This is a genomic window from Aeromonas sp. 160P (assembly GCF_055193095.1).
Map to the genome: position 1 here is coordinate 3,306,466 of NZ_JBUXKV010000001.1, position 20,215 is coordinate 3,326,680.

Sequence of the window (20,215 nt, forward strand, 5' to 3'; positions counted from 1 at the left end):
ATGTTAAGCCGCGCTCGACGCTACTGGTATGGCCGCGCCTTTCGCACTGGCGAGTTCGCGCCGCTCTTTGCCACCCCACCGGAAGATGAGCGGATCGCCCTCGATTTCGAGACCACCAGTCTCGATCCCGAGCAGGCCGAGATCGTCTCCATCGGGGCGGTGCGCATTCAGGGCAACCGGCTGCTGACCGGCGAGGCACTCGCCATCAAGGTACAGCCACCGGCCAGCCTGACCGGCCAATCGGTGGTGATCCACGGCCTGCGCCATCAGGATCTGCAACAGGGGATGACGCTGGAAGCCGCGCTACGCCTGCTTCTGGCCTTTATCGGCCCCCGTGAACTGGTGGGTTATCACATCGCCTACGACCTGCGCATTCTCAATCTCGCCTGCCAGAAACTATGGGGATTGACCCTGCCCCAGCAAGGGATCGAGGTGAGCCAGCTCTATCACGACCACCTCTATCGCCGCTATCCGGACGCGGCCATCGACCTGCACTTGAGTGCCATCTGCAACCATCTTGAACTGCCCCCCCTGCCCGCCCACGATGCCCTTGCCGACGCCACCACGGCGGCGCTCATCTACCTGCGCCTCACCCGTGGCTCACCATTGGCTTATCCCAAAGTCTAATTGCCCATAAATAACATTTAATTCACATTTTGCTTACATGAGCAGGCCCCCTGCTCGTCGGGGTTACCCCATCCACCGCTGACACTCATGTCATGGAGAACTGCAATGGAACAGCAAAGCTACCTGAGGATCCAGCAAGATCCCAACTTCCAGGAGCTGGTCGCCAAGCGCCAGCGTTTTGCCTGGGCCCTCTCGGCTCTGATGCTGGGACTCTACCTGGCGTTTATTCTGCTCATCGCCTTTGCCCCCGGCTGGCTGGGCACCCCGCTCAACGACAGCACCACCATTACCCGCGGCATCCCGGTCGGGGTGGGGTTGATCCTCGCCTCCTTCGTGCTGACCGGCATCTATGTGTTTCGTGCCAACGGCGAGTTTGACGAGCTGAACCAGAAGATCCTCAAGGGAGTGCAGTCATGAGAGCAAAAAGCATGAAAGGCACCTTGCTGCTGTTGGCCTCACTGGCCTCCTCCCCGCTGCTGGCTGCGGATACGCTGACCGGCGAGGTACAACGCCAACCTCTCAATGTGCCAGCCATTGTGATGTTTATTATCTTCGTGGCCGCCACCCTGTGTATCACCTACTGGGCCTCCAAGCGCAACCGCTCGGCCTCCGATTACTACGCCGCGGGCGGTCGTATCACCGGTTTCCAGAACGGTCTGGCCATCGCCGGTGACTACATGTCTGCCGCCTCCTTCCTTGGCATCTCCGCGCTGGTCTACACCTCTGGCTACGATGGCCTGATTTACTCCATCGGCTTTCTGGTGGGCTGGCCCATTATCCTGTTCCTGATCGCAGAGCGGCTGCGTAACCTCGGCAAATACACCTTCGCTGACGTGGCCTCCTACCGCCTCAAGCAGACCGAAGTTCGCATCCTGTCTGCTTGCGGTTCGTTGGTGGTGGTGTCCCTCTACCTGATCGCCCAGATGGTGGGGGCAGGCAAGCTGATCGAGCTGCTGTTTGGCCTGCAATACAATGTGGCCGTGGTGCTGGTCGGTATCCTGATGGTGCTCTACGTGCTGTTTGGCGGCATGCTGGCCACCACCTGGGTGCAGATCATCAAGGCGGTGATGCTGCTCTCCGGTGCCAGCTTCATGGCCATCATGGTGATGAAGTCGGTCAATTTCGACATAGGCGCGCTGTTTAGCGAAGCCGTTAAAGTGCACGAAAAAGGGATCGCCATCATGAGTCCGGGTGGTCTGGTCTCCGACCCTATCTCCGCCATCTCGCTGGGTTTGGCGCTGATGTTCGGTACCGCCGGTCTGCCCCATATCCTGATGCGCTTCTTTACTGTGAGCGATGCCAAGGAAGCGCGTAAATCGGTGTTTTATGCCACCGGCTTTATCGGCTACTTCTACATCCTCACCTTCATCATCGGCTTTGGCGCCATCCTGCTGGTCAGCACTAATCCGGCCTTCAAAGATGCCACCGGCACCTTGCTAGGCGGCACCAACATGGCGGCGATTCACCTGGCCGACGCTGTGGGTGGTAGTCTGTTCCTCGGCTTTATCTCTGCGGTCGCGTTTGCCACCATTTTGGCGGTGGTTGCCGGGTTGACCCTGGCCGGTGCCTCTGCGGTTTCCCATGACCTCTATGCCAGTGTGCTGAAGAAGGGCAAGGCCAACGAGACCGATGAATTGCGCGTCTCCAAGATGACCACCCTGGCTCTGGGCGTGGTAGCCATTGGTCTGGGGATCCTGTTCGAGAAACAGAACATCGCCTTCATGGTGGGTCTGGCCTTCTCCATCGCCGCCAGCTGCAACTTCCCGGTGCTGTTCCTCTCCATGTTCTGGTCACGCCTGACCACCCGTGGCGCCGTCTACGGTGGCTGGCTGGGGCTGGTGAGCGCGGTGACCCTGATGATCCTGGGCCCGACCGTGTGGGTGAAGGTGCTGGGCCATGCCCAGGCCATCTTCCCTTACGAATACCCTGCCCTCTTCTCCATGGGGTTGGCGTTCGTCGGGATCTGGTTCTTCTCCATCACCGACAGCTCCCAGAACGCTGCCGACGAACATGCCAAGTTCCTGCCTCAGTTCGTCCGCTCCCAGACTGGGCTGGGTGCCTCTGGCGCCACCTCCCACTGAGGTTATCACTCCCTCACCAAGCCGGCCCCGTGCCGGCTTTTTTCATGGTGGATCCCTGCTCAGCCAAATAGACCTCTGACCGATCCAGATCACAGTTCTTGCTAAAACTTTCGACAGATATGTGCCATAATGCGCGCCATTTGATAGATCAACCGGGACACTCATCTTGTTAAGCAGCAACAACATCACCATGCAATTCGGCGCCAAGCCGCTGTTTGAGAACATCAACGTCAAGTTTGGCGGCGGCAACCGCTATGGCCTTATTGGCGCCAACGGCTGTGGCAAGTCCACCTTTATGAAGATCCTCGGCGGCGACCTTGAGCCCAGCGGCGGTAATGTGAGCCTCGACGTCAACGAACGCATCGGTAAGCTGCGTCAGGATCAGTTCGCCTACGAAGATACCCGTGTTCTGGACGTGGTCATGATGGGCCACGGCGAGTTGTGGGCGGCTATCGCCGAGCGCGATGCGATTTATGCCAACCTCGAAGCCACCGACGACGACTATATGAAAGCTGCCGAGCTCGAAGGGCTGGTTGCTGAATATGATGGTTACACTGCCGAAGCTCGTGCCGGTCAGTTGCTGCTGGGTGCCGGTATTCCTATCGAACAGCACAATGGCCCGATGAGCGAAGTGGCCCCGGGCTGGAAGCTGCGGGTACTGCTGGCACAGGCGCTGTTCTCCAACCCTGATATCCTGCTGCTGGACGAACCGACCAACAACCTGGACATCAACACCATTCGCTGGTTGGAGCAGGTGCTCAACGATCGTGAAAGCACCATGATCATCATCTCGCACGACCGTCACTTCCTGAACTCCGTCTGTACCCACATGGCGGATCTGGACTACGGCGAGCTGCGGGTGTATCCGGGCAACTACGACGAATACATGACCGCTGCCACTCAGGCTCGCGAGCGTCTGCTCTCTGACAACGCCAAGAAGAAGGCCCAGATCGCCGATCTGCAATCCTTCGTCTCTCGTTTCAGTGCCAACGCCTCCAAATCCAGCCAGGCCACTTCCCGTCTCAAGCAGATCGACAAGATCAAAATTGAAGAAGTGAAGGTATCCAGCCGTCAGAACCCCTTCATCCGCTTCGAGCTGGAGAAGAAGCTCTATCGCAACATCCTGGAAATCGAAGGTGTGTCCAAAGGCTACGGCGAGGCGCCGCTGTTCAAGGGCCTCAACATGATGCTGGAAGTGGGTGAGAAGGTCGCGATCCTGGGTACCAACGGTATCGGTAAATCGACCCTGATCAAGACGCTGGTCGGCGATTTGACCCCGGATACCGGCCTCATCAAGTGGTCTGAGAATGCCCAGATCGGCTACTACGCGCAGGATCACGCTGAAGATTTCGACACCGACCTCAATGTGTTCGACTGGATGGCCCAGTGGAAACAAGAGAACGAAGATGAGCAGGCTGTACGCTCCATCCTCGGTCGTCTGCTGTTTTCCCAAGACGACATCAAGAAGCCGGTCAAGGTACTCTCCGGTGGTGAACAGGGCCGCATGCTGTTCGGCAAGCTGATGATGCAGCGTCCCAACATCCTGATCATGGATGAGCCGACCAACCACCTGGACATGGAATCTATCGAATCCTTGAACCTGGCGCTGGAAATGTACAAGGGTACCCTGATCTTCGTCTCTCACGACCGTGAATTCGTCTCCTCACTGGCGACCCGGATCGTTGAGTTGAGCGAAAATGGTATCCGTGATTTCGGTGGTACCTACGAGGATTACCTGCGTACCCAGGGTGTGGCGTAACGCTCCCCTGCACCACCTTGCAATGAAAAACCGGCACTCACGTGCCTAATGCCAGTCAGTTAAGCCTGACTGGCATTGTTTTTATTGGCTTTTTTAACTCCATACTTCTGTGGCCTTGGCTTCACGCAGCGCGGGTAACTTCGCTCCCTTCGGGCCGGCAATACAAACTGGCCCGCCTGTTTATCCAGCTCCGCAACGCGTCCCGGGATATTCCCCGGCGACACATACGGCATGCAGCTCAACTCATGGATGAGGTAGACCGAGGCCATGTGAAAACTCAGCTGACTCGCCGTGTATCCCTTCAGGCTCGCCGCCATCTTCACCATCTGACTGCGCAGCAGGTTATACGCCAGCAACACACCCCATAGCTCTTGCCGTATCCCCGCCGCCTTCTTGCTGCGCAGGGTCAGCCGGTGCTGTTGCAAGCTGTGCTTCATCTCCCGATAGCCCAACTCGATTTCCCAGCGGTGGCCATACAGTTCGACGATATCGGCGCCAGGGAAGCGCATCGGGTCGACCATTGAGGTCAGTACCTGCCGCTCTTTACCGTTGATAGTGCGAGTCAGCAAGCGCGCTTCCACCGTGTCAGGCAGTTGTGGCCATTTCTTTCTCGCCTGTGGACTGGTTTTGAGACGCACCAGGGCATCCTGACGCCCCAGCTTGCGCACCACCTCGTATTGCGTGCCCTTTTTGAGTGGCAGCAACCAGTGCCGCTCGCTGCCAGTGGTCTGCCAGGCATGGAGCAAACCGAGGGAGTAAAACCCCTTGTCGAACAGGGTCAGCGAGTGGTCCGGCGTGCGCGCGATAAGCTGTTCGGCCAACACCATCTCGTTGACGGCGCAGCTCTCCATGACCGCTTGAACCAGCAGGTGGCTGGTGAGCTCCATCTGGCAGAGCATGCGCACCTGCGGATAGGCGGTCTCCCCATGCTGGGTGCCGGGCTTGGCAAACGCGGCGGCATTGTCCGGGGTATCAGGCGTGCGCCACATCACGCCATCGACGGCGAGCAGTTGCAGCCCGGCCCAACCGGGGTGATTGGCCTGCTGGTGCCAGCCTGCGGCGGTCTCGTGAAACAGCCGCTCAATGCTCTTGTGGCCGAGTTTTTGGCGAGCTTGCAGGAAGGCACTGGGGGCGACAAAGGGGCGGTCACCAGGCAACAGGATATCGAGCTGATTGACCAGCTGGGTCATGGGGACGTGGCGGAAGATGGCCATGCCGATGATGGCCCAGACCAGTCGCTCCATGGGCATACGGCGACGGCGGAGGGTAGCGACGCCCTCTTCGCCGAGCAGAGTGGTGATGAGCTCGTTGGGAATGAGGTCGGAGAGTGACTCAAACTGAGCGGCATTACTTGCGTGGAGGAAGTCGAGAGCTTGAGCGATACGCATAAAAAATCCGAAACCAATCAACAGGTTTCGGATTTTCACACATCAGAAGGATCGGTCAATGGATCCTTAACTGATCGGCATTACACTCACGTGCCGGTTTTTTTATATCTGGTGTTTATCACTACTGATATTGGATATAGCTGCGCCACGACCACAGAGAGCTACAGCGCAGAGAACAGAGAACAGAGAACAGAGAACAGGCTTGAGTGTCCCTTCGCACTCAGATAAAAAACGGCTCCATCAAGGAGCCGTTTTCAATAGGGTGACGACCACTCAATTACTCAACGGTCGCTTCCACGCTGGTGAAGTACTCGATCTTGGCTGTTTTACGCAGCTCGTCGATCAGCGACTTGTAGTCTGCCTGGGCCTTGCCCTGGCCAAGCTGGCCTTGCAGCATGCTGACCATCTGGGACGGTGCAGCTGGCACATTCACCTTGTCCAGTGCCACCACAACGCGATCGTTGTTGCTCTCGGTGACCAGCGCCACGCTCGGCTTGCCATCTTTCGGATGGGGCAGCGTGAACGCCTGGGCAATCAGGTTCTGATCCATTTCCCGATCGAAGCGGGTGACACCCTGGTGGGTCTCTACCTTCAGACCGAGCGCGGTCAGATCGGCATTGATGCTCTCACCGACCTTCAGCTTGTCCAGCAGGCCCTGCGCCTTGCCACGGGCCACTTCACCGGCCTTGTCATGCTTGATGGCGGCAATCACCTGCTCTTTCACTTCCGCCAGCGGCTTGACCGCTTTCGGACGATGGCCAGTGATGTGCAGCACCAGCGCTTTGCCATCTGCCAGCTCAATCACGTCGGAGTTGGTGTTGTCATCACGCAGCTGCTCGGAGAACGCCACCGAGAGTACCTTGCCATCATTGAGCGGAGCCGGTGCGTTAGCCTGGGTGAAGTAATCGGAAGATTGCACCTTCATCCCCATGGCATCAGCAGTCAAATCCAGCGAGTCCGGATTTTCGAAGCTGTTGTCAGCCATCTTCTGCTGCTCGGCAAAGAACAGCTCCTTGGCCTTGTCAGCTTGCAGACGCGTGATGGTCTCTGCCTTCACATCGGCAAACGGCTTGGTCTGGGCCGCTTCAACACCCAACAGCTTGATGATGTGGAAACCAAACGGGCTCTTCACCACGGTGGAGAGATCACCCGCCTTGTTCAGGGCAAAGGCCGCTTTCTCGAAAGCAGGATCCATCACCCCTTGCTCGAACCAGTCCAGCTCGCCGCCCTTCTTGGCGGAGAAGGTATCGGAAGAGTCAGCCTTGGCCAGCGCAGCGAAATCATCGCCACCCTTGGCTTTGGCCAGCACGGCTTCTGCTTTCTGCTCGGCCGCTTTCTCGTCCTTGCCAAACGGGATCAGGATATGAGCCACCTGACGACGCTCGGCACGCTGGAACAGATCCTGGTGCTGATCGTAGTAATCCTGGGCATCCTGATCGGACACCTTGATCTCGTTGCCGAGGGTGGCGGCATCCAGCAGCAGATAGTCGACCTTGACCTGCTCGTCATTCATAAAACGCGCGCCATTGGTCTTGTAGTACTGCTCCAGCTCAGTCTCTGACACCTGAACATCTGCAACGTAATTGGCCGCAGCCAACCGTACCAGACGCAGATCCCGGGTCTGGTTAAACAGCTTGTCGAGCTGTTCTGCCTCGCCCTTGAGCGCAAACTCGGTGCCCACCAGAGCGCCCATCAACTGTTGACGGACCGTATCCTGACGCAGGGAGTCGCGGAACATTTCAGGGGTCATGCCAGCACGGCGGATCAGCTGCAAATAGCGGTCATTGTTGAACTTACCGTTTTCGGCAAACTCCGGCATGGCGACAATGGCTTGCTTGATCTGCTCATCGCTGATGCGCAGACCCAGTTCACGGGCTTTGCTGTCCAACAGCGCCTGGTCAATCAGCCGATCCAGCACGCCACGACGAAACTGTTTCATGTAATCGGGGTTCGCGGCCAGCTGACTGAATGCCTCTCCCATTTGGGATTCCATTCGGGCACGCTCGTTGCGGTAAGCATTTTCCAGTGCCGCAGCACTGATCTCGGTGCCATTCACAGTGGCGGGGGCGGTACGAGCCGGGCCGTTGAGGTAACTACCTACACCAGCCAAGGCAAAGGAGAGGATGATCAGGCCCAAGATAACCTTGGCTACCTTGCCCTGCGCCCCTTCGCGTAGTTTATCCAACATCATGTTTGTACTTATGCTCCGAACTCGGTGGCGTAAACAATAAAAAGGCGCACCGATTGCGATGCGCCTTGGTCAATCAGTATGAGAGAAGACTCTCTAACTTGTCTGGTCTGCGACCAAGGACGGTAGCCGACGCATATCAGCGACCGACTTAGTTAACAGCGTCTTTCAGGGCCTTACCGGCTTTGAAGGCAGGAACTTTACCAGCGGCGATTTCAATGGTCGCGCCAGTTTGCGGGTTACGGCCTGAACGGGCAGCACGCTCGCGTACAGCGAAAGTACCAAAACCAACCAGAGCAACCTGGTCACCCTCTTTCAGAGCTTCACCTACAGCCTCAATGAAGGCATCCAACGCACGGCCAGCGGCCGCCTTGGAGATATCAGCACCGTCTGCAATCTTGTCAATCAGTTGAGATTTATTCACTCTTATATTCCCCTTTTATCAAATACCGCTGCGACGTCGATTTCCCTGGCCACAACAAGTGGAGGTTTTATAGCAAGCCTCCTGATCAGTTGCAAGTGACAATCTGGCGCAAACCCGCGCCACATAACGCATTGCGACTCATCACGAGTACCCGATCGGTGGTCAAGGCTACTTCCGTTATCGGGCGCATGCAAGCCTTAACCACCCACCGAATGCGCCAAATTTGCGGCGCATCAACATTTACACGACAGAAACGCGTTCGAACCCCTGTGGATTGTCCTGCAATGCCAATTCCAGCACCTCGTCAATCCAGCGAACCGGATAAATTTCAAGGTCATGTTTGACGTTATCCGGGATCTCTTCAAGGTCTCGCTCGTTCTCTTTCGGAATAAGCACTCGCTTGATGCCGCCACGATGGGCCGCCAGCAACTTCTCCTTGAGACCACCGATGGGCAGCACTTCGCCGCGCAAGGTGATTTCGCCAGTCATCGCCACATCCGCACGAACCGGATTACCAGTCAGGCTGGAGACCAGCGCAGTACACATGGCGATACCGGCACTCGGGCCATCTTTCGGGGTTGCCCCTTCCGGCACGTGTACGTGGATATCACGCTTCTCGTAGAAGTCGGCATTGATCCGCAGCTTCTCGGCACGGGCACGCACCACTGTCATGGCAGCCTGGATAGACTCCTGCATCACGTCGCCCAGTGAACCGGTATACGTGAGCTTGCCCTTGCCCGGCATGCTGGTGGTCTCAATGGTGAGCAGTTCTCCCCCCACTTCAGTCCACGCCAGACCACAGACCTGACCGATCTGGTTCTGGTCAGCAGCCTTGCCGTAATCAAAACGCTGTACCCCGAGGAACTCCTTGAGGTTGGCCTGATTGACCTGAACATGCTTGATGCTCTTGTCCAGCAGGATGCGCTTGACCGCCTTGCGACAAATCTTGGAGATTTCCCGCTCCAGACTCCGCACACCGGCCTCGCGGGTGTAGTAGCGGATCACCCCGACCAGGGCAGAATCTTCGATGGTGATCTCGGACTCTTTCAGGCCGTTGCGCTGGATCTGCTTGGAGAGCAGATGCTGCTTGGCAATATTGAGCTTTTCGTCTTCGGTATAACCGGAGAGACGGATCACTTCCATCCGGTCCAGCAGCGGACCCGGGATGTTCATGGAGTTGGAGGTGGCCACGAACATCACGTCCGACAGGTCATAATCCACTTCCAGATAGTGATCGTTAAAGCTGTTGTTCTGTTCCGGGTCCAGCACTTCCAGCAGGGCGGAGGCGGGATCGCCACGCATGTCCGAGCTCATCTTGTCGATCTCGTCGAGCAGGAACAGCGGGTTCTTCACCCCGACTTTCGCCATCTTCTGGATAAGCTTGCCAGGCATGGAGCCAATATAGGTACGGCGGTGACCGCGGATCTCCGCTTCGTCACGCACCCCGCCCAGCGCCATCCGCACATACTTGCGACCGGTTGCCCTGGCGATGGACTGGCCCAGCGAGGTCTTGCCCACACCGGGAGGCCCAACCAGACAGAGGATCGGGCCCTTGAGCTTGTTCACCCGCGCCTGTACTGCCAGATATTCGAGGATGCGATCCTTGACCTTTTCAAGGCCATAGTGATCGGCATCCAGCACCTCTTGCGCCTTGCCAAGGTCTTTCTTGACCTTGGAGCGCGCCTTCCACGGCACCTGTACCATCCAGTCCACATAGCTGCGAACCACGGTAGCTTCAGCCGACATGGGCGACATCATTTTCAGCTTGGCGAGCTCTGCCAACGCCTTTTCACGGGCGTCCGCTGGCATCCCGGCCTCTTCAATCTTGCGATTGAGGGCTTCGAACTCATCCGGGCTATCTTCCAGCTCACCCAGCTCTTTCTGGATGGCCTTCATCTGCTCGTTGAGGTAATACTCGCGCTGGCTCTTCTCCATCTGCTTCTTGACGCGCGTACGGATGCGTTTCTCGACCTGCAGCAGGTCAATCTCCGACTCCATCATCGCCATCAAGAACTCGATGCGCTCGGAGACAGAGACGATCTCCAGCACTTTCTGCTTGTCTTCCAGCTTGAGCGGCATGTGGGCAGCCATGGTATCGGCCAGCCGTGCAGCATCGTCGATCGCCGAAATCGAGGTAAGCACCTCGGGCGGGATCTTCTTGTTGAGCTTGATGTAACCTTCAAACTGACCGATAGCGGAACGAACCAGCACATCCTGGTCCTTCTCCTCGATGGTGCTGGAGGCAATGTATTGCGCCTCACCAACGAAGAAATCCTTATCGTCGATCATCCGCTCCAGGCGGGCACGCTGCCCCCCCTCTACCAGCACCTTGACGGTGCCATCCGGCAGTTTGAGCATCTGGAGAATATTGGCCACTGTTCCGACGTTGAAGATCTCTTCGACCGTCGGCTCATCGGTTGATGCGTCCTTCTGGGCCACCAGCAGAACTTTTTTGTCCTGCTCCATGGCTGCTTCAAGACAGCGAATAGATTTTTCCCGCCCCACAAAGAGTGGAATGACCATGTGGGGATACACCACCACGTCACGAAGAGGCAGGACGGGAATCTCGATGCGTTCTGAACGCTCTAGGTTCATATATGTCCTCTCGGCTTGTTATACCGTTGGCAAAGCGCTTGGCTGAGTATATGGGGGCGCAGAGATGAGATTCAATCGCCGAAACCGTAAAAAGCATGAAAGGGGCAAAAAGCCCCTTTCATTTGATTAAAAATCAGACATTTACTCTGATGCAGCAGCCTGGGTCTCGGGATTTTCGTAGATCATCAAGGGTGCAGAGTCCCCTTTGATCACGGTTTCGTCGACCACCACCTTGCTGACACCTTCCAGAGAAGGCAGGTCATACATGGTATCAAGCAGCACAGCTTCCACGATGGAGCGCAGGCCCCGAGCACCGGTTTTACGCTCCATTGCCTTGCGGGCAATGGCATTCAGTGCGTCATCACGGAACTCCAGCTCAACCCCTTCCAGATCGAACAACGCAGCATACTGTTTGGTCAGTGCGTTTTTCGGCTGTTTCAGGATCTGGATAAGTGCGGATTCATCCAGTTCAGTCAGGGTGGCGACCACCGGCAGACGGCCGATGAACTCGGGGATCAGACCGTATTTGATCAGATCTTCCGGCTCCACCTTGGCAAAGGTCTCGCTCAGGGTTGCCTTGGCATCCTTGGATTTCACCTCGGCACTAAAACCGATACCGGTTCCCTTGACGGAACGCTGCTCAATCACCTTGTCCAGACCGGCAAAGGCACCACCACAGATAAAGAGGATCTTGGAGGTATCAACCTGCAAAAACTCTTGCTGCGGATGCTTGCGACCACCTTGCGGCGGCACGGAAGCGATTGTGCCTTCGATCAGCTTGAGCAGTGCCTGCTGCACCCCTTCCCCAGACACATCGCGGGTAATGGAAGGGTTGTCCGACTTGCGGGAGATCTTGTCGATCTCGTCGATGTAGACAATGCCACGCTGGGCCTTCTCTACGTCGTAGTCGCACTTTTGCAGCAACTTCTGGATGATGTTCTCCACGTCCTCGCCCACATAACCGGCTTCGGTCAGAGTGGTCGCATCGGCCATGGTGAATGGCACATCCAGCAGACGAGCAAGCGTCTCGGCCAGCAGGGTCTTGCCGCTACCGGTTGGACCGATCAGCAGGATGTTGGATTTGCCGAGCTCCACGCCACTGTTTTCGCCGCTGTTACGCAAACGCTTGTAGTGGTTGTAGACGGCAACAGCCAGCACCTTCTTGGCATGGTCCTGCCCGATCACATAGTCATCAAGATGAGCACGGATCTGATGAGGGGTCGGCAGCTCGCTACCATCCCGCTTCGGCGAGATCTCGCGGATCTCTTCGCGGATGATGTCATTGCACAGCTCGACACACTCATCACACACGTAGACGGAAGGGCCAGCGATCAGCTTACGCACTTCATGCTGGCTTTTGCCGCAAAAAGAACAGTAGAGCAGCTTGTCACCCTCACCCTTGCGTTTATCTGTCATTCAGCAACCTCGTTTTATCAATAGAGGATGGATTAGCCTGTTGAGTTTACAACAGGCCGGAACACCCTGCTCAGCTACGCTGGCTCAGCACGCCATCAACCAGGCCATAAGCCACGGCCTGTTCGGCGGACATGAAGTTGTCACGATCGGTGTCACGCTCAATGTTAGCCATGTCCTGACCAGTATGGAAAGCCAGACGATCATTCAAGGTATTCTTGATTTTCAGGATCTCCTGGGCATGGATCTGGATATCAGATGCCTGGCCCTGGAAACCGCCCAACGGCTGGTGGATCATCACGCGGGCACTCGGCAGGCAGAAACGCTTGCCCTTGGCACCGGCGGCCAGCAAGAAGGCCCCCATGGAGCAAGCCTGCCCCATACAGATAGTGCTGACATCCGGCTTGATGAACTGCATGGTGTCATAAATAGACATGCCTGCAGTCACCGACCCACCCGGAGAGTTGATATAGATGTAGATGTCTTTGTCCGGATTCTCGGACTCAAGAAACAGCAGCTGGGCAACCACCAGGTTGGCCATGTGATCTTCCACCTGACCAGTCAGGAAGATCACTCGCTCTTTCAGCAGACGGGAATAGATGTCGTAGGAACGCTCCCCTTTTGCAGTTTGCTCTACCACCATCGGGATGAGTGCATTGCGCGGGGATTCAGTTACATCGTTATAGTTTTTATACATAAGGCATTGTCCCTAAAATAAAATGGCCCGAGTGGAGATCACACGAGCCATTATACTTAACAGTCTTGACCTTAAGTCAAATGTTCTTAGGCAGCGACACCGGACTTGTTGATCACTTCGTCAAAGGCAAGTTCTTTTTCAGTGACTTGCGCTTTGGACAGTATCAGGTCGATGGCTTGATCTTCTACTGCCAGGTTACGAACGCCGTTCAGCATCTGTTCGTTCTTCTGGTAGTGCTCGATCACTTCCTGCGGATCTTCGTAGGCAGTGGCCATGGACTCGATGATGCTGGTTACGCGGGCATCGTCAGCCTTGATCTCGTTGGTGCGGATCACGTCACCCAGCAGCAGGCCTACGCGTACACGACGCTCGGCTTGAGCCTGGAACAGTTCAGCCGGCAGCTCAGGTGCGTTGCCGCCCTGGAAACCACCGAAGCGCTGCAGCGCTTGCTGACGCAGGGTGTCGATCTCTTGAGCCACAGCAGCTTTCGGCAGATCGATCTGGTTGGCTTCAACCAGGCCGTTCAGAACCTGCTCTTTCACGCTGTTTTTCAGGGCTTGAGCCAGTTCGCGTTCCATGTTCTTGCGCACTTCGGCTTTCAGCTCTTCAACAGAACCGTTCTCGATACCAAAACGCTTGACGAACTCTTCGGTCAGCTCAGGCAGGATCTGCTCTTCAACCTTGTTCAGCTTGGAAGCAAACTTGGCTGCTTTGCCTTTCAGGTTTTCAGCGTGGTAGTCAGCCGGGAAGGTCACTTCGATGGTGAACTCTTCGCCTGCTTTCTTGCCCATGATGGCGTCTTCGAAGCCAGGGATCATGCGGCCAGCGCCCAGCACCAGGTTGAAGCCTTCAGCTTTGCCGCCGTCGAACTCTTCACCGTCGATGGAACCGACGAAGTCCAGGGTAACGCGCATGTCGTTGGCTGCTGCGGCATCAACGTCAGCCCAAGTAGCGTGCTGCTTGCGCAGGGTGTCGATCATGTTGGCCAGATCTTCATCCTTCACGGTCGCAACCGGCTTCTCGACCTTGATGGTCTCGAGACCTGCCACTTCAAACTCCGGGTATACTTCGAAGGTTGCAGTGAATTCGAAATCCTGACCTTCCTGGATCTCTTTCGGATCCATGGTCGGGGCACCAGCCGGGCTCAGCTTGTTTTCGATGATGGCTTTGATGAAGTTGTTCTGCATCATTTCATCAGCAACACGGGCATGAGCCATGGCACCAAACATCTTCTTGATGATGGCTACCGGCGCCTTGCCTGGACGGAAACCGTCGATGCGACGAGTTTTGGCCAGGCCATTCAATTCTTTACGCACAGCGGCGTCAACGGTAGCGGCCGGTACGGTAATGGTAAGGCGGCGTTCCAGACCCTGGGTTGTCTCTACAGAAACTTGCATTCTTCTACCTCGTTCAACTCAGCACTGAGTGCTGACCCTTTATTGCCCCTGGGCAAAGCCCGGAGTCTTCCTGTTTATAAAGACAACGATATGTCTTTGTGATGAGAAAATATGACGCGGCATTATAGCGGCGCACTTTGGTCGAGTCGAGCCACACATCCCCCACATTGAGTGGCGTGCCAGCACAATTCTTGCAAAACTTTCCTTTATATGGGGAGAGAGATGCACGACTTCAACCATTGGTTGGCGATAATTTTGCGTTTACGCCGTTCTTTTTATCCGGATGGCGGTTTATTGCCCGTTTTTCGGGTCAGAACCGGTCATAAACAACACGCCCGCCGTGGCGACGACTCAATTTGTCCTGCCAAACGACGATTGACCTAATCAGACATTGCGTCCCCTGCCCTCCCTCGTTATGGTGACAGCCAAATTGATGAATCTGGAGTCACTCACATGGGCTTTTTCCGCTTTTTGTTCAATCTGCTCTGGTTTGTCCTGGGAGGCATCGTTATGGGCCTGGCCTGGTGGCTAGCCGGTCTGCTCTGTTTTATCTCGCTGATCGGCATCCCCTGGGGCCGCGCCTGCTTTGTGATCGGTACCTTTACCTTCTTCCCGTTTGGCAAGCAGGCGGTCAATCGCAAGAGCATGACCGGCTTTAGCGATATCGGCACCGGTACCCTGGGGCTGATAGGCAACATTATCTGGTTTGTGCTGATCGGTGTCTGGCTGGCAATCGGTCACATCGCCTCGGCGCTGGCCTGCTTCGTGACCATCATCGGCATTCCGTTTGGTATCCAGCACCTCAAACTGGCACTCATCAGCCTGGCCCCCATTGGCCAGATGATCGTGACCAACCACGAGGCTGAATCAGGCCGCTATATCCGCTAAACGCGGGAAAATGCGCGGGCGGGCACTGCCCTGCAACGAAAAAAAGGGCAGACTAGGGTCTGCCCTTTTCTTTTGTCTTTTGTTGAGGCCGTCATGTTACCCAGCCACTTTTTCGCCAACCTCGCCCGCATGAAGCTGATCTACCGCTGGCCCCTGATGCGCAACATCCAGCCCGAGAACATCGCCGAGCACAGCCTGCAGGTGGCCATGGTGGCCCATGCCCTCGGCATCATCAAAAACCGGCTGTTTGGCGGCAGTGTGGATGCCGACCGCGCCGCCGTGCTGGCGCTCTACCACGACAGCAGTGAGGTGCTGACCGGCGATCTGCCCACGCCGGTCAAATACTTCAATCCCGAAATTGCCCGCGAGTACAAGAAGATCGAGCTGGCCGCCGAGCAGCGGCTGCTCGGCATGCTGCCACCGGAACTGATCGAGGATTTTCGCCCGCTACTCGACTCTCGCGTACAATCGGGCACGCAGTATGAGGAGCTAGCCAGACTGGTCAAGGATGCCGACACCCTCTGTGCCTATACCAAGTGTCTGGAGGAGATCAACGCCGGCAACCGGGAGTTTGAACCGGCTCGCAAGCGCCTTGAAGCCATGCTGGAAGCGCGGATGAGTGAGGAGATGCGCTACTTTATCGACACCTTTGTGGCCAGTTTTTCGCTGCCGCTCGATGAGCTGAACGCCCACTAAGTCACGCCACACCACCTGAAAACAGAAGGGCCCGCCGGTTTGCACCGGCGGGCCCTTCGTTATTTATTACAGATTAGATGCGGCGCATCAGTGGCCCAGCTCGCGAGACGGCACCAGACCGCTCGCCCGCCAGGCGGGATAGAGGGTCGCCACCAGACTCATCAGGATGGCGGCGCCAGTCACGATGAGCAGATCCTGCATATGCAACTCGGTCGGCAGAAAGTCGATGAAGTAGATATCCGGATTGAGGAAGCGATGACCGATCAACTCCTCGATAAAACTTAAGATCTGGGTCAACTTGCTGGAGAGCAGCCCACCGAGCAAGGCACCGAGCAGCGCCCCCGCCACCCCGTTCACCATCCCCTGAATCACGAAGGTGAGCCGGATCTGGCCGGGGCTCGCTCCCATGGTCTTGAGGATGGCAATCTCGCTGCGCTTCTCGTTCACCGCCATCACCAGAGTGGAGACGATGTTGAAACAGGCGACCGCCACCACCATCAGCATCACCACATACATCACGGTACGCACCATCTGGATGTCCTGATAGAGGTAGCCCTGGCTGTTCATCCAACTGCGGATATAGACGTGATGGGGGAACTGCTGCGCCGCGGCAACCGTGATCGACTGCGCCTTGAGCACGTCGCTCACCCGCAGACTGAAGCCCTCCACACCGCTGCCCATGCCAGTGATGGTCTGAGCATCCGCCAGATGCATAAAGCCGAGCAGCCCGTCGAGTTGACCGCCGATCTCCAGCAGCCCCACTACGGTCAGCGCTTCCCGTTTCGGATTTTTGATCCCCGCCTGATCGCCCCCTTGCGGCAGCAGCAAGGCGACAGCGTCCCCCACCTTGACCCCCAGCTTGTCGGCGATGGTCTTGCCGAGGATCACCCCATGCTCGCCCGGCTGCAGCTCACGCAGGCCACGGCCCGTCATGTATTTGCCTGCATCCGACAAATTGGCTTCCAACTCCGGCAGCACCGCGCGCAGCTGCACCCCCTTGAGGGCGGAGCCGTGCTCCAGCAGGCCGTTCAAACGGATCACCGGTGCGGCCGCCTCGACACCTGGCTGAGCCAGCAGATAGTCGCGCAGCCGAGGCCAATCCGGCAGCGGCTGCTCGACCGCATCCAGCTCGCCCTGCGGCACCACAGATAACACCCGATCTTTGAGCTCGCGCTCGAAACCGTTCATGGCGGAGAGACCCAGGATCAGCGCCATCACCCCGAGGGCGATACCGATCAGGGAAGAAGCCGAGATAAAAGCGATAAACCCGTTGCGACGGCGGGAGCGGCTGTAACGCAGGCCCAGAAACAGGGGCAGCGGTTTGAACATCAGGCAACCTCCGCCATCACGCCGCTCACCAAGGTCACCCGGCGATGGAGCTTGGCCGCCAGGCTCAAGTCGTGAGTCACCACCACAAACGCAGTGCCCAGTTCACGATTCAATTCGCACAACAGTTCATAGACGGCGGTAGCGCTGGCGTGATCCAGATTGCCGGTCGGTTCATCCGCCAGCACCAGACTCGGCTCATTGACCAATGCACGGGCAATCGCTACCCGTTGACGTTCGCCACCGGAGAGCTCGGAGGGGCGGTGATTCAAACGATGAGATAACCCCACTCGCCCCAGCATTTTGGTCGCCTTTTCGGTGGCAACCGCCACCGACTCACCGGCGATCAGCAGCGGCATGGCGGTATTTTCGAGCGCACTGAACTCGGCGAGCAGGTGGTGGAACTGGTAGACAAACCCCAGCTCGCGGTTGCGAAAGCGCGCCTGAGTACGGCTATCCCAGTGGTGGATATCATCCCCCTTGAACAGCACGGCACCGCTGGAAGGGTTATCTAACGCCCCCATCAAGTGCAGCAGGGTGGTCTTGCCGGAGCCCGAGCTGCCCACTACCGCCAGCATTTCGCCCGGTGCGACGCAAAGATCGATCCCCTTGAGCACCTGGGTCTCCAGCTCACCCTCTTGATAGACATGATTAAGCGCCTGACAGCGCAGCAGAGGTTCACGGGATACGGCTTCATTCATACAAGGGGCTCCACTTGCCTCAGTAACTACACTGGCACCGGTCACGGCACCATTAACAACACCGGCATTCACACCGGCGGTAACAACAGAAGATGACTGATCCACAGAGTTACTCATAACGCAGTGCCTCGGCCGGTTTGACCCGCGCCGCACGAACAGCCGGATAGAGAGTGGCGCTGAAGCTCAGCAGCACGGCGCCCAGCAATATGGTCATGACCTGACTGGGCTCGACGATGACCGGCAAGCCACTGCCGCCCGCCGCCATATAGAGGTTGAGCCCCACCCCGTTGAGCAGGGGGTTGAGACCAAGGGAGAGCGCAAGGCCCGCCAATCCGCCAAACAGGGCACCAATCACCCCGCTGGAGGCACCGAGTACCATGAAGATCTTGACGATACCGGACTCGCTCATGCCCATGGTGCGCAAAATGGCCACTTCCCCCTCCTTGTCACTGACCACCATCACCAGTGCCGAGAGGATATTGAAGGTGGCGACAGCGATGATCAGCACCAGCATCAGCCCCATCATCCGCTTTTCCATGGCCACTGCCTGGAACAGCTCGCCCCGCTCGCGGCGCCAATCCTGCCACTGCAGCCCGTCGGGCAGCGCACTCTTGATCACCTCATCGACCGCAAAGGGATCATCGAGCCAGAGACGAATGCCCCCGACCGTGTCGGTCGGCAGACGCAACAACCGCTGGGCATCCCCCAACGCAATGAGTGCAATCTGGTTATCCACGTCAGCGCCCACCCCGAAGATGCCGGAGACGGTAAAGAGACGCTGGGCTGGCACCCGGCCAAACGGCGTAAAACGGGTTCCTTCAGTGAGGAGCAGCCGCACCTGATCACCGATGGAGACATTGAGACGGCGTGCGACCCCCTGCCCCAGCACGATCTGATAGTGACCGGCCTGCAAGGTATCAAGGCGACCTCCCAGCATCTGGCTGTGAAGAATGTCATCCTTGGGCCAGTGGGCGGGGTCAATCCCTTGCACGCTCACCCCGGTCAGCTGGCCGGGGCTTTGCAGCATCCCTTCGCTGTCGAGCATGGGGGCCGTCGCCACCACATGGGGCAAGGTGGCCAGATCCGGCAGACCTTGCGGATCTGCATCAATGCGGCCAGCCTGATTGGTCACCACCACATGGGGGATCACCCCGAGGATGCGCCCCTTGAGCTGCCCTTCGAAACCGTTCATCACCGAAATGACCACCATCAGGGCGGCGACCCCGATGGCAATGCCAAAAGTAGAGAACAGGGAGATAAATGAGACGAAGCGATTGCTGCGCTTCGAGCCGGCATAACGCAGGCCGATGGCCAGCGAAAGGGGCTGAAAAAGTCCGGTCTTCAAGGATATGTACGTTGCCAACAAAATAAGATACCGGATAATAAAGGGAAACCGTCCATGACAACAAGGGATAGCCTCCATGCAGGAACAGTTCTTCAGCGTCACTCATGCCACGCCGGTCAATGTGATCCCCATGCCGGCCGACTTCCATCTCCCCTCGCTGGCGGAGCTGGATGCTGAGTTGCCGGAGCCCTTTCGGATTTCGTCATCCATTACATCCATCGATCTGGTGACCACTCGCCTGCTGCGCAATCAAAACGAGTCGATGCACGATCTGATCGAAATCGTCAACCAGCAGTCCCGCAAGATCGACCTGATCATGGGATATGTGTTGTCAGTACAGGACCACCCGGAACAACGTTTCTACACCCTGCGCTTTAGCGCGGGCCAGCTCACTTACCTGCATCCCGTTCATGGCCATGGCGACGTTCCCCGCTTGCAGCAGATCGTGCGGCTCAAAATTTTCTTGCACGATGAAGCGGCCGCCATCTACTGCTATGGCCAGGTAAAACAGCTCGACCGCAGCGAGAATGGCACCCATGTGCTGCTCGATTATGTGCGGATCCGCGAAGATGACCGTGAACTGTTGGTGCGTGCCAGCCTGCATGTGCAGTCCAGGCAACTCAAGCTGCGCGCCCAAGAGCGTCAGCGCTGACCACAGCGAACGCCAACGATAGATCACGTCAACGTTAA

At 57.3% G+C, this 20,215-nt stretch carries 17 protein-coding genes; 7 read left to right on the plus strand and 10 right to left on the minus strand.

Annotated features, from left to right (window positions below; all coding sequences use genetic code 11):
• The 4 genes from ACY8FN_RS15440 (at position 1) to ACY8FN_RS15455 (ending at position 4,467) form a co-directional block, all read left to right on the plus strand.
• Positions 1-627 (plus strand): 3'-5' exonuclease, encoded by a 627-nt coding sequence (locus ACY8FN_RS15440; protein ID WP_463100506.1) that lies wholly within the window; start codon positions 1-3, stop codon positions 625-627.
• A gap of 105 nt (positions 628-732) precedes the next feature.
• Entirely contained in the window at positions 733-1,044 is a 312-nt protein-coding gene (locus tag ACY8FN_RS15445) for a DUF485 domain-containing protein (RefSeq protein WP_101319735.1), read from the plus strand.
• A gap of 11 nt (positions 1,045-1,055) precedes the next feature.
• The gene (locus ACY8FN_RS15450) at positions 1,056-2,708 is read left to right on the plus strand and encodes a cation acetate symporter (protein ID WP_463101188.1); all 1,653 of its coding nucleotides are present in this window, start codon (positions 1,056-1,058) and stop codon (positions 2,706-2,708) included.
• A 166-nt stretch (positions 2,709-2,874) separates the two neighbouring features.
• Complete coding sequence (locus tag ACY8FN_RS15455) at positions 2,875-4,467, plus strand: ABC-F family ATPase (RefSeq protein WP_042020873.1); 1,593 nt, start codon at positions 2,875-2,877, stop codon at positions 4,465-4,467.
• A 59-nt stretch (positions 4,468-4,526) separates the two neighbouring features.
• On the opposite strand, the gene ACY8FN_RS15460 is transcribed toward ACY8FN_RS15455, so the two are convergent.
• The 7 genes from ACY8FN_RS15460 to tig form a co-directional block, all read right to left on the minus strand.
• Positions 4,527-5,855 carry an IS4 family transposase gene (locus tag ACY8FN_RS15460; RefSeq protein WP_463100507.1) on the minus strand — a complete coding sequence of 443 codons (1,329 nt, stop codon included), beginning with the start codon at positions 5,853-5,855 and terminating at the stop codon, positions 4,527-4,529.
• Positions 5,856-6,132: 277 nt separating this feature from the next.
• Positions 6,133-8,046, minus strand: coding sequence for a peptidylprolyl isomerase (gene ppiD / locus ACY8FN_RS15465; RefSeq protein ID WP_463100508.1), 1,914 nt, complete (start codon positions 8,044-8,046; stop codon positions 6,133-6,135).
• 148 nt (positions 8,047-8,194) lie between these two features.
• On the minus strand, positions 8,195-8,467 hold the full coding sequence (hupB, locus tag ACY8FN_RS15470; protein ID WP_042020877.1) for a nucleoid-associated protein HU-beta: 273 nt from the start codon (positions 8,465-8,467) through the stop codon (positions 8,195-8,197).
• A 240-nt stretch (positions 8,468-8,707) separates the two neighbouring features.
• On the minus strand, positions 8,708-11,062 hold the full coding sequence (gene lon, locus ACY8FN_RS15475; protein ID WP_101319741.1) for an endopeptidase La: 2,355 nt from the start codon (positions 11,060-11,062) through the stop codon (positions 8,708-8,710).
• A gap of 141 nt (positions 11,063-11,203) precedes the next feature.
• On the minus strand, positions 11,204-12,478 hold the full coding sequence (gene clpX / locus ACY8FN_RS15480; RefSeq protein WP_463100509.1) for an ATP-dependent protease ATP-binding subunit ClpX: 1,275 nt from the start codon (positions 12,476-12,478) through the stop codon (positions 11,204-11,206).
• Between the two features lie 70 nt (positions 12,479-12,548).
• The gene (gene clpP / locus ACY8FN_RS15485; protein ID WP_042020882.1) at positions 12,549-13,172 is read right to left on the minus strand and encodes an ATP-dependent Clp endopeptidase proteolytic subunit ClpP; all 624 of its coding nucleotides are present in this window, start codon (positions 13,170-13,172) and stop codon (positions 12,549-12,551) included.
• Positions 13,173-13,258: 86 nt separating this feature from the next.
• Positions 13,259-14,569 (minus strand): trigger factor, encoded by a 1,311-nt coding sequence (gene tig, locus ACY8FN_RS15490; protein WP_042020883.1) that lies wholly within the window; start codon positions 14,567-14,569, stop codon positions 13,259-13,261.
• 453 nt (positions 14,570-15,022) lie between these two features.
• Here tig and ACY8FN_RS15495 point away from each other — a divergent pair, with 453 nt between their 5' ends.
• The gene (locus ACY8FN_RS15495) at positions 15,023-15,457 is read left to right on the plus strand and encodes a YccF domain-containing protein (protein WP_068977869.1); all 435 of its coding nucleotides are present in this window, start codon (positions 15,023-15,025) and stop codon (positions 15,455-15,457) included.
• A gap of 93 nt (positions 15,458-15,550) precedes the next feature.
• Positions 15,551-16,153, plus strand: a complete 603-nt coding sequence (yfbR, locus tag ACY8FN_RS15500) for a 5'-deoxynucleotidase (protein ID WP_463100510.1) — start codon at positions 15,551-15,553, stop codon at positions 16,151-16,153.
• 87 nt (positions 16,154-16,240) lie between these two features.
• Here the strand turns inward: yfbR and lolE are convergent, their stop codons facing one another.
• From lolE to ACY8FN_RS15515, 3 genes are all read right to left on the minus strand, one after another.
• Positions 16,241-17,482, minus strand: a complete 1,242-nt coding sequence (lolE, locus tag ACY8FN_RS15505) for a lipoprotein-releasing ABC transporter permease subunit LolE (protein WP_463100511.1) — start codon at positions 17,480-17,482, stop codon at positions 16,241-16,243.
• Positions 17,482-18,180 carry a lipoprotein-releasing ABC transporter ATP-binding protein LolD gene (gene lolD / locus ACY8FN_RS15510; protein WP_463100512.1) on the minus strand — a complete coding sequence of 233 codons (699 nt, stop codon included), beginning with the start codon at positions 18,178-18,180 and terminating at the stop codon, positions 17,482-17,484. The genes lolE and lolD overlap by 1 nt, the downstream gene beginning before the upstream one ends.
• Before the next feature lie 109 nt (positions 18,181-18,289).
• The gene (locus tag ACY8FN_RS15515; protein WP_101319750.1) at positions 18,290-19,525 is read right to left on the minus strand and encodes a lipoprotein-releasing ABC transporter permease subunit; all 1,236 of its coding nucleotides are present in this window, start codon (positions 19,523-19,525) and stop codon (positions 18,290-18,292) included.
• Positions 19,526-19,601: 76 nt separating this feature from the next.
• Between ACY8FN_RS15515 and ACY8FN_RS15520 the strand changes: the two genes are divergently transcribed.
• Positions 19,602-20,177: a PilZ domain-containing protein gene (locus ACY8FN_RS15520; protein WP_463100513.1), complete on the plus strand. Its 576-nt coding sequence runs from the start codon at positions 19,602-19,604 to the stop codon at positions 20,175-20,177.
• Positions 20,178-20,215: the final 38 nt, after the last annotated feature.

Excerpts from the sequence above, each read along its gene's own strand:
- ACY8FN_RS15495 (WP_068977869.1), top strand. The coding sequence starts at position 15,023 with ATGGGCTTTTTCCGCTTTTTGTTCAATCTGCTCTGGTTTGTCCTGGGA.
- clpX (WP_463100509.1), bottom strand. The coding sequence starts at position 12,478 with ATGACAGATAAACGCAAGGGTGAGGGTGACAAGCTGCTCTACTGTTCT.
- tig (WP_042020883.1), bottom strand. The coding sequence starts at position 14,569 with ATGCAAGTTTCTGTAGAGACAACCCAGGGTCTGGAACGCCGCCTTACC.
- clpP (WP_042020882.1), bottom strand. The coding sequence starts at position 13,172 with ATGTATAAAAACTATAACGATGTAACTGAATCCCCGCGCAATGCACTC.
- ACY8FN_RS15460 (WP_463100507.1), bottom strand. The coding sequence starts at position 5,855 with ATGCGTATCGCTCAAGCTCTCGACTTCCTCCACGCAAGTAATGCCGCT.
- lon (WP_101319741.1), bottom strand. The coding sequence starts at position 11,062 with ATGAACCTAGAGCGTTCAGAACGCATCGAGATTCCCGTCCTGCCTCTT.
- ACY8FN_RS15445 (WP_101319735.1), top strand. The coding sequence starts at position 733 with ATGGAACAGCAAAGCTACCTGAGGATCCAGCAAGATCCCAACTTCCAG.
- lolE (WP_463100511.1), bottom strand. The coding sequence starts at position 17,482 with ATGTTCAAACCGCTGCCCCTGTTTCTGGGCCTGCGTTACAGCCGCTCC.
- lolD (WP_463100512.1), bottom strand. The coding sequence starts at position 18,180 with ATGAATGAAGCCGTATCCCGTGAACCTCTGCTGCGCTGTCAGGCGCTT.
- ACY8FN_RS15450 (WP_463101188.1), top strand. The coding sequence starts at position 1,056 with ATGAAAGGCACCTTGCTGCTGTTGGCCTCACTGGCCTCCTCCCCGCTG.
- ACY8FN_RS15520 (WP_463100513.1), top strand. The coding sequence starts at position 19,602 with ATGCAGGAACAGTTCTTCAGCGTCACTCATGCCACGCCGGTCAATGTG.
- yfbR (WP_463100510.1), top strand. The coding sequence starts at position 15,551 with ATGTTACCCAGCCACTTTTTCGCCAACCTCGCCCGCATGAAGCTGATC.
- ppiD (WP_463100508.1), bottom strand. The coding sequence starts at position 8,046 with ATGATGTTGGATAAACTACGCGAAGGGGCGCAGGGCAAGGTAGCCAAG.
- ACY8FN_RS15440 (WP_463100506.1), top strand. The coding sequence starts at position 1 with ATGTTAAGCCGCGCTCGACGCTACTGGTATGGCCGCGCCTTTCGCACT.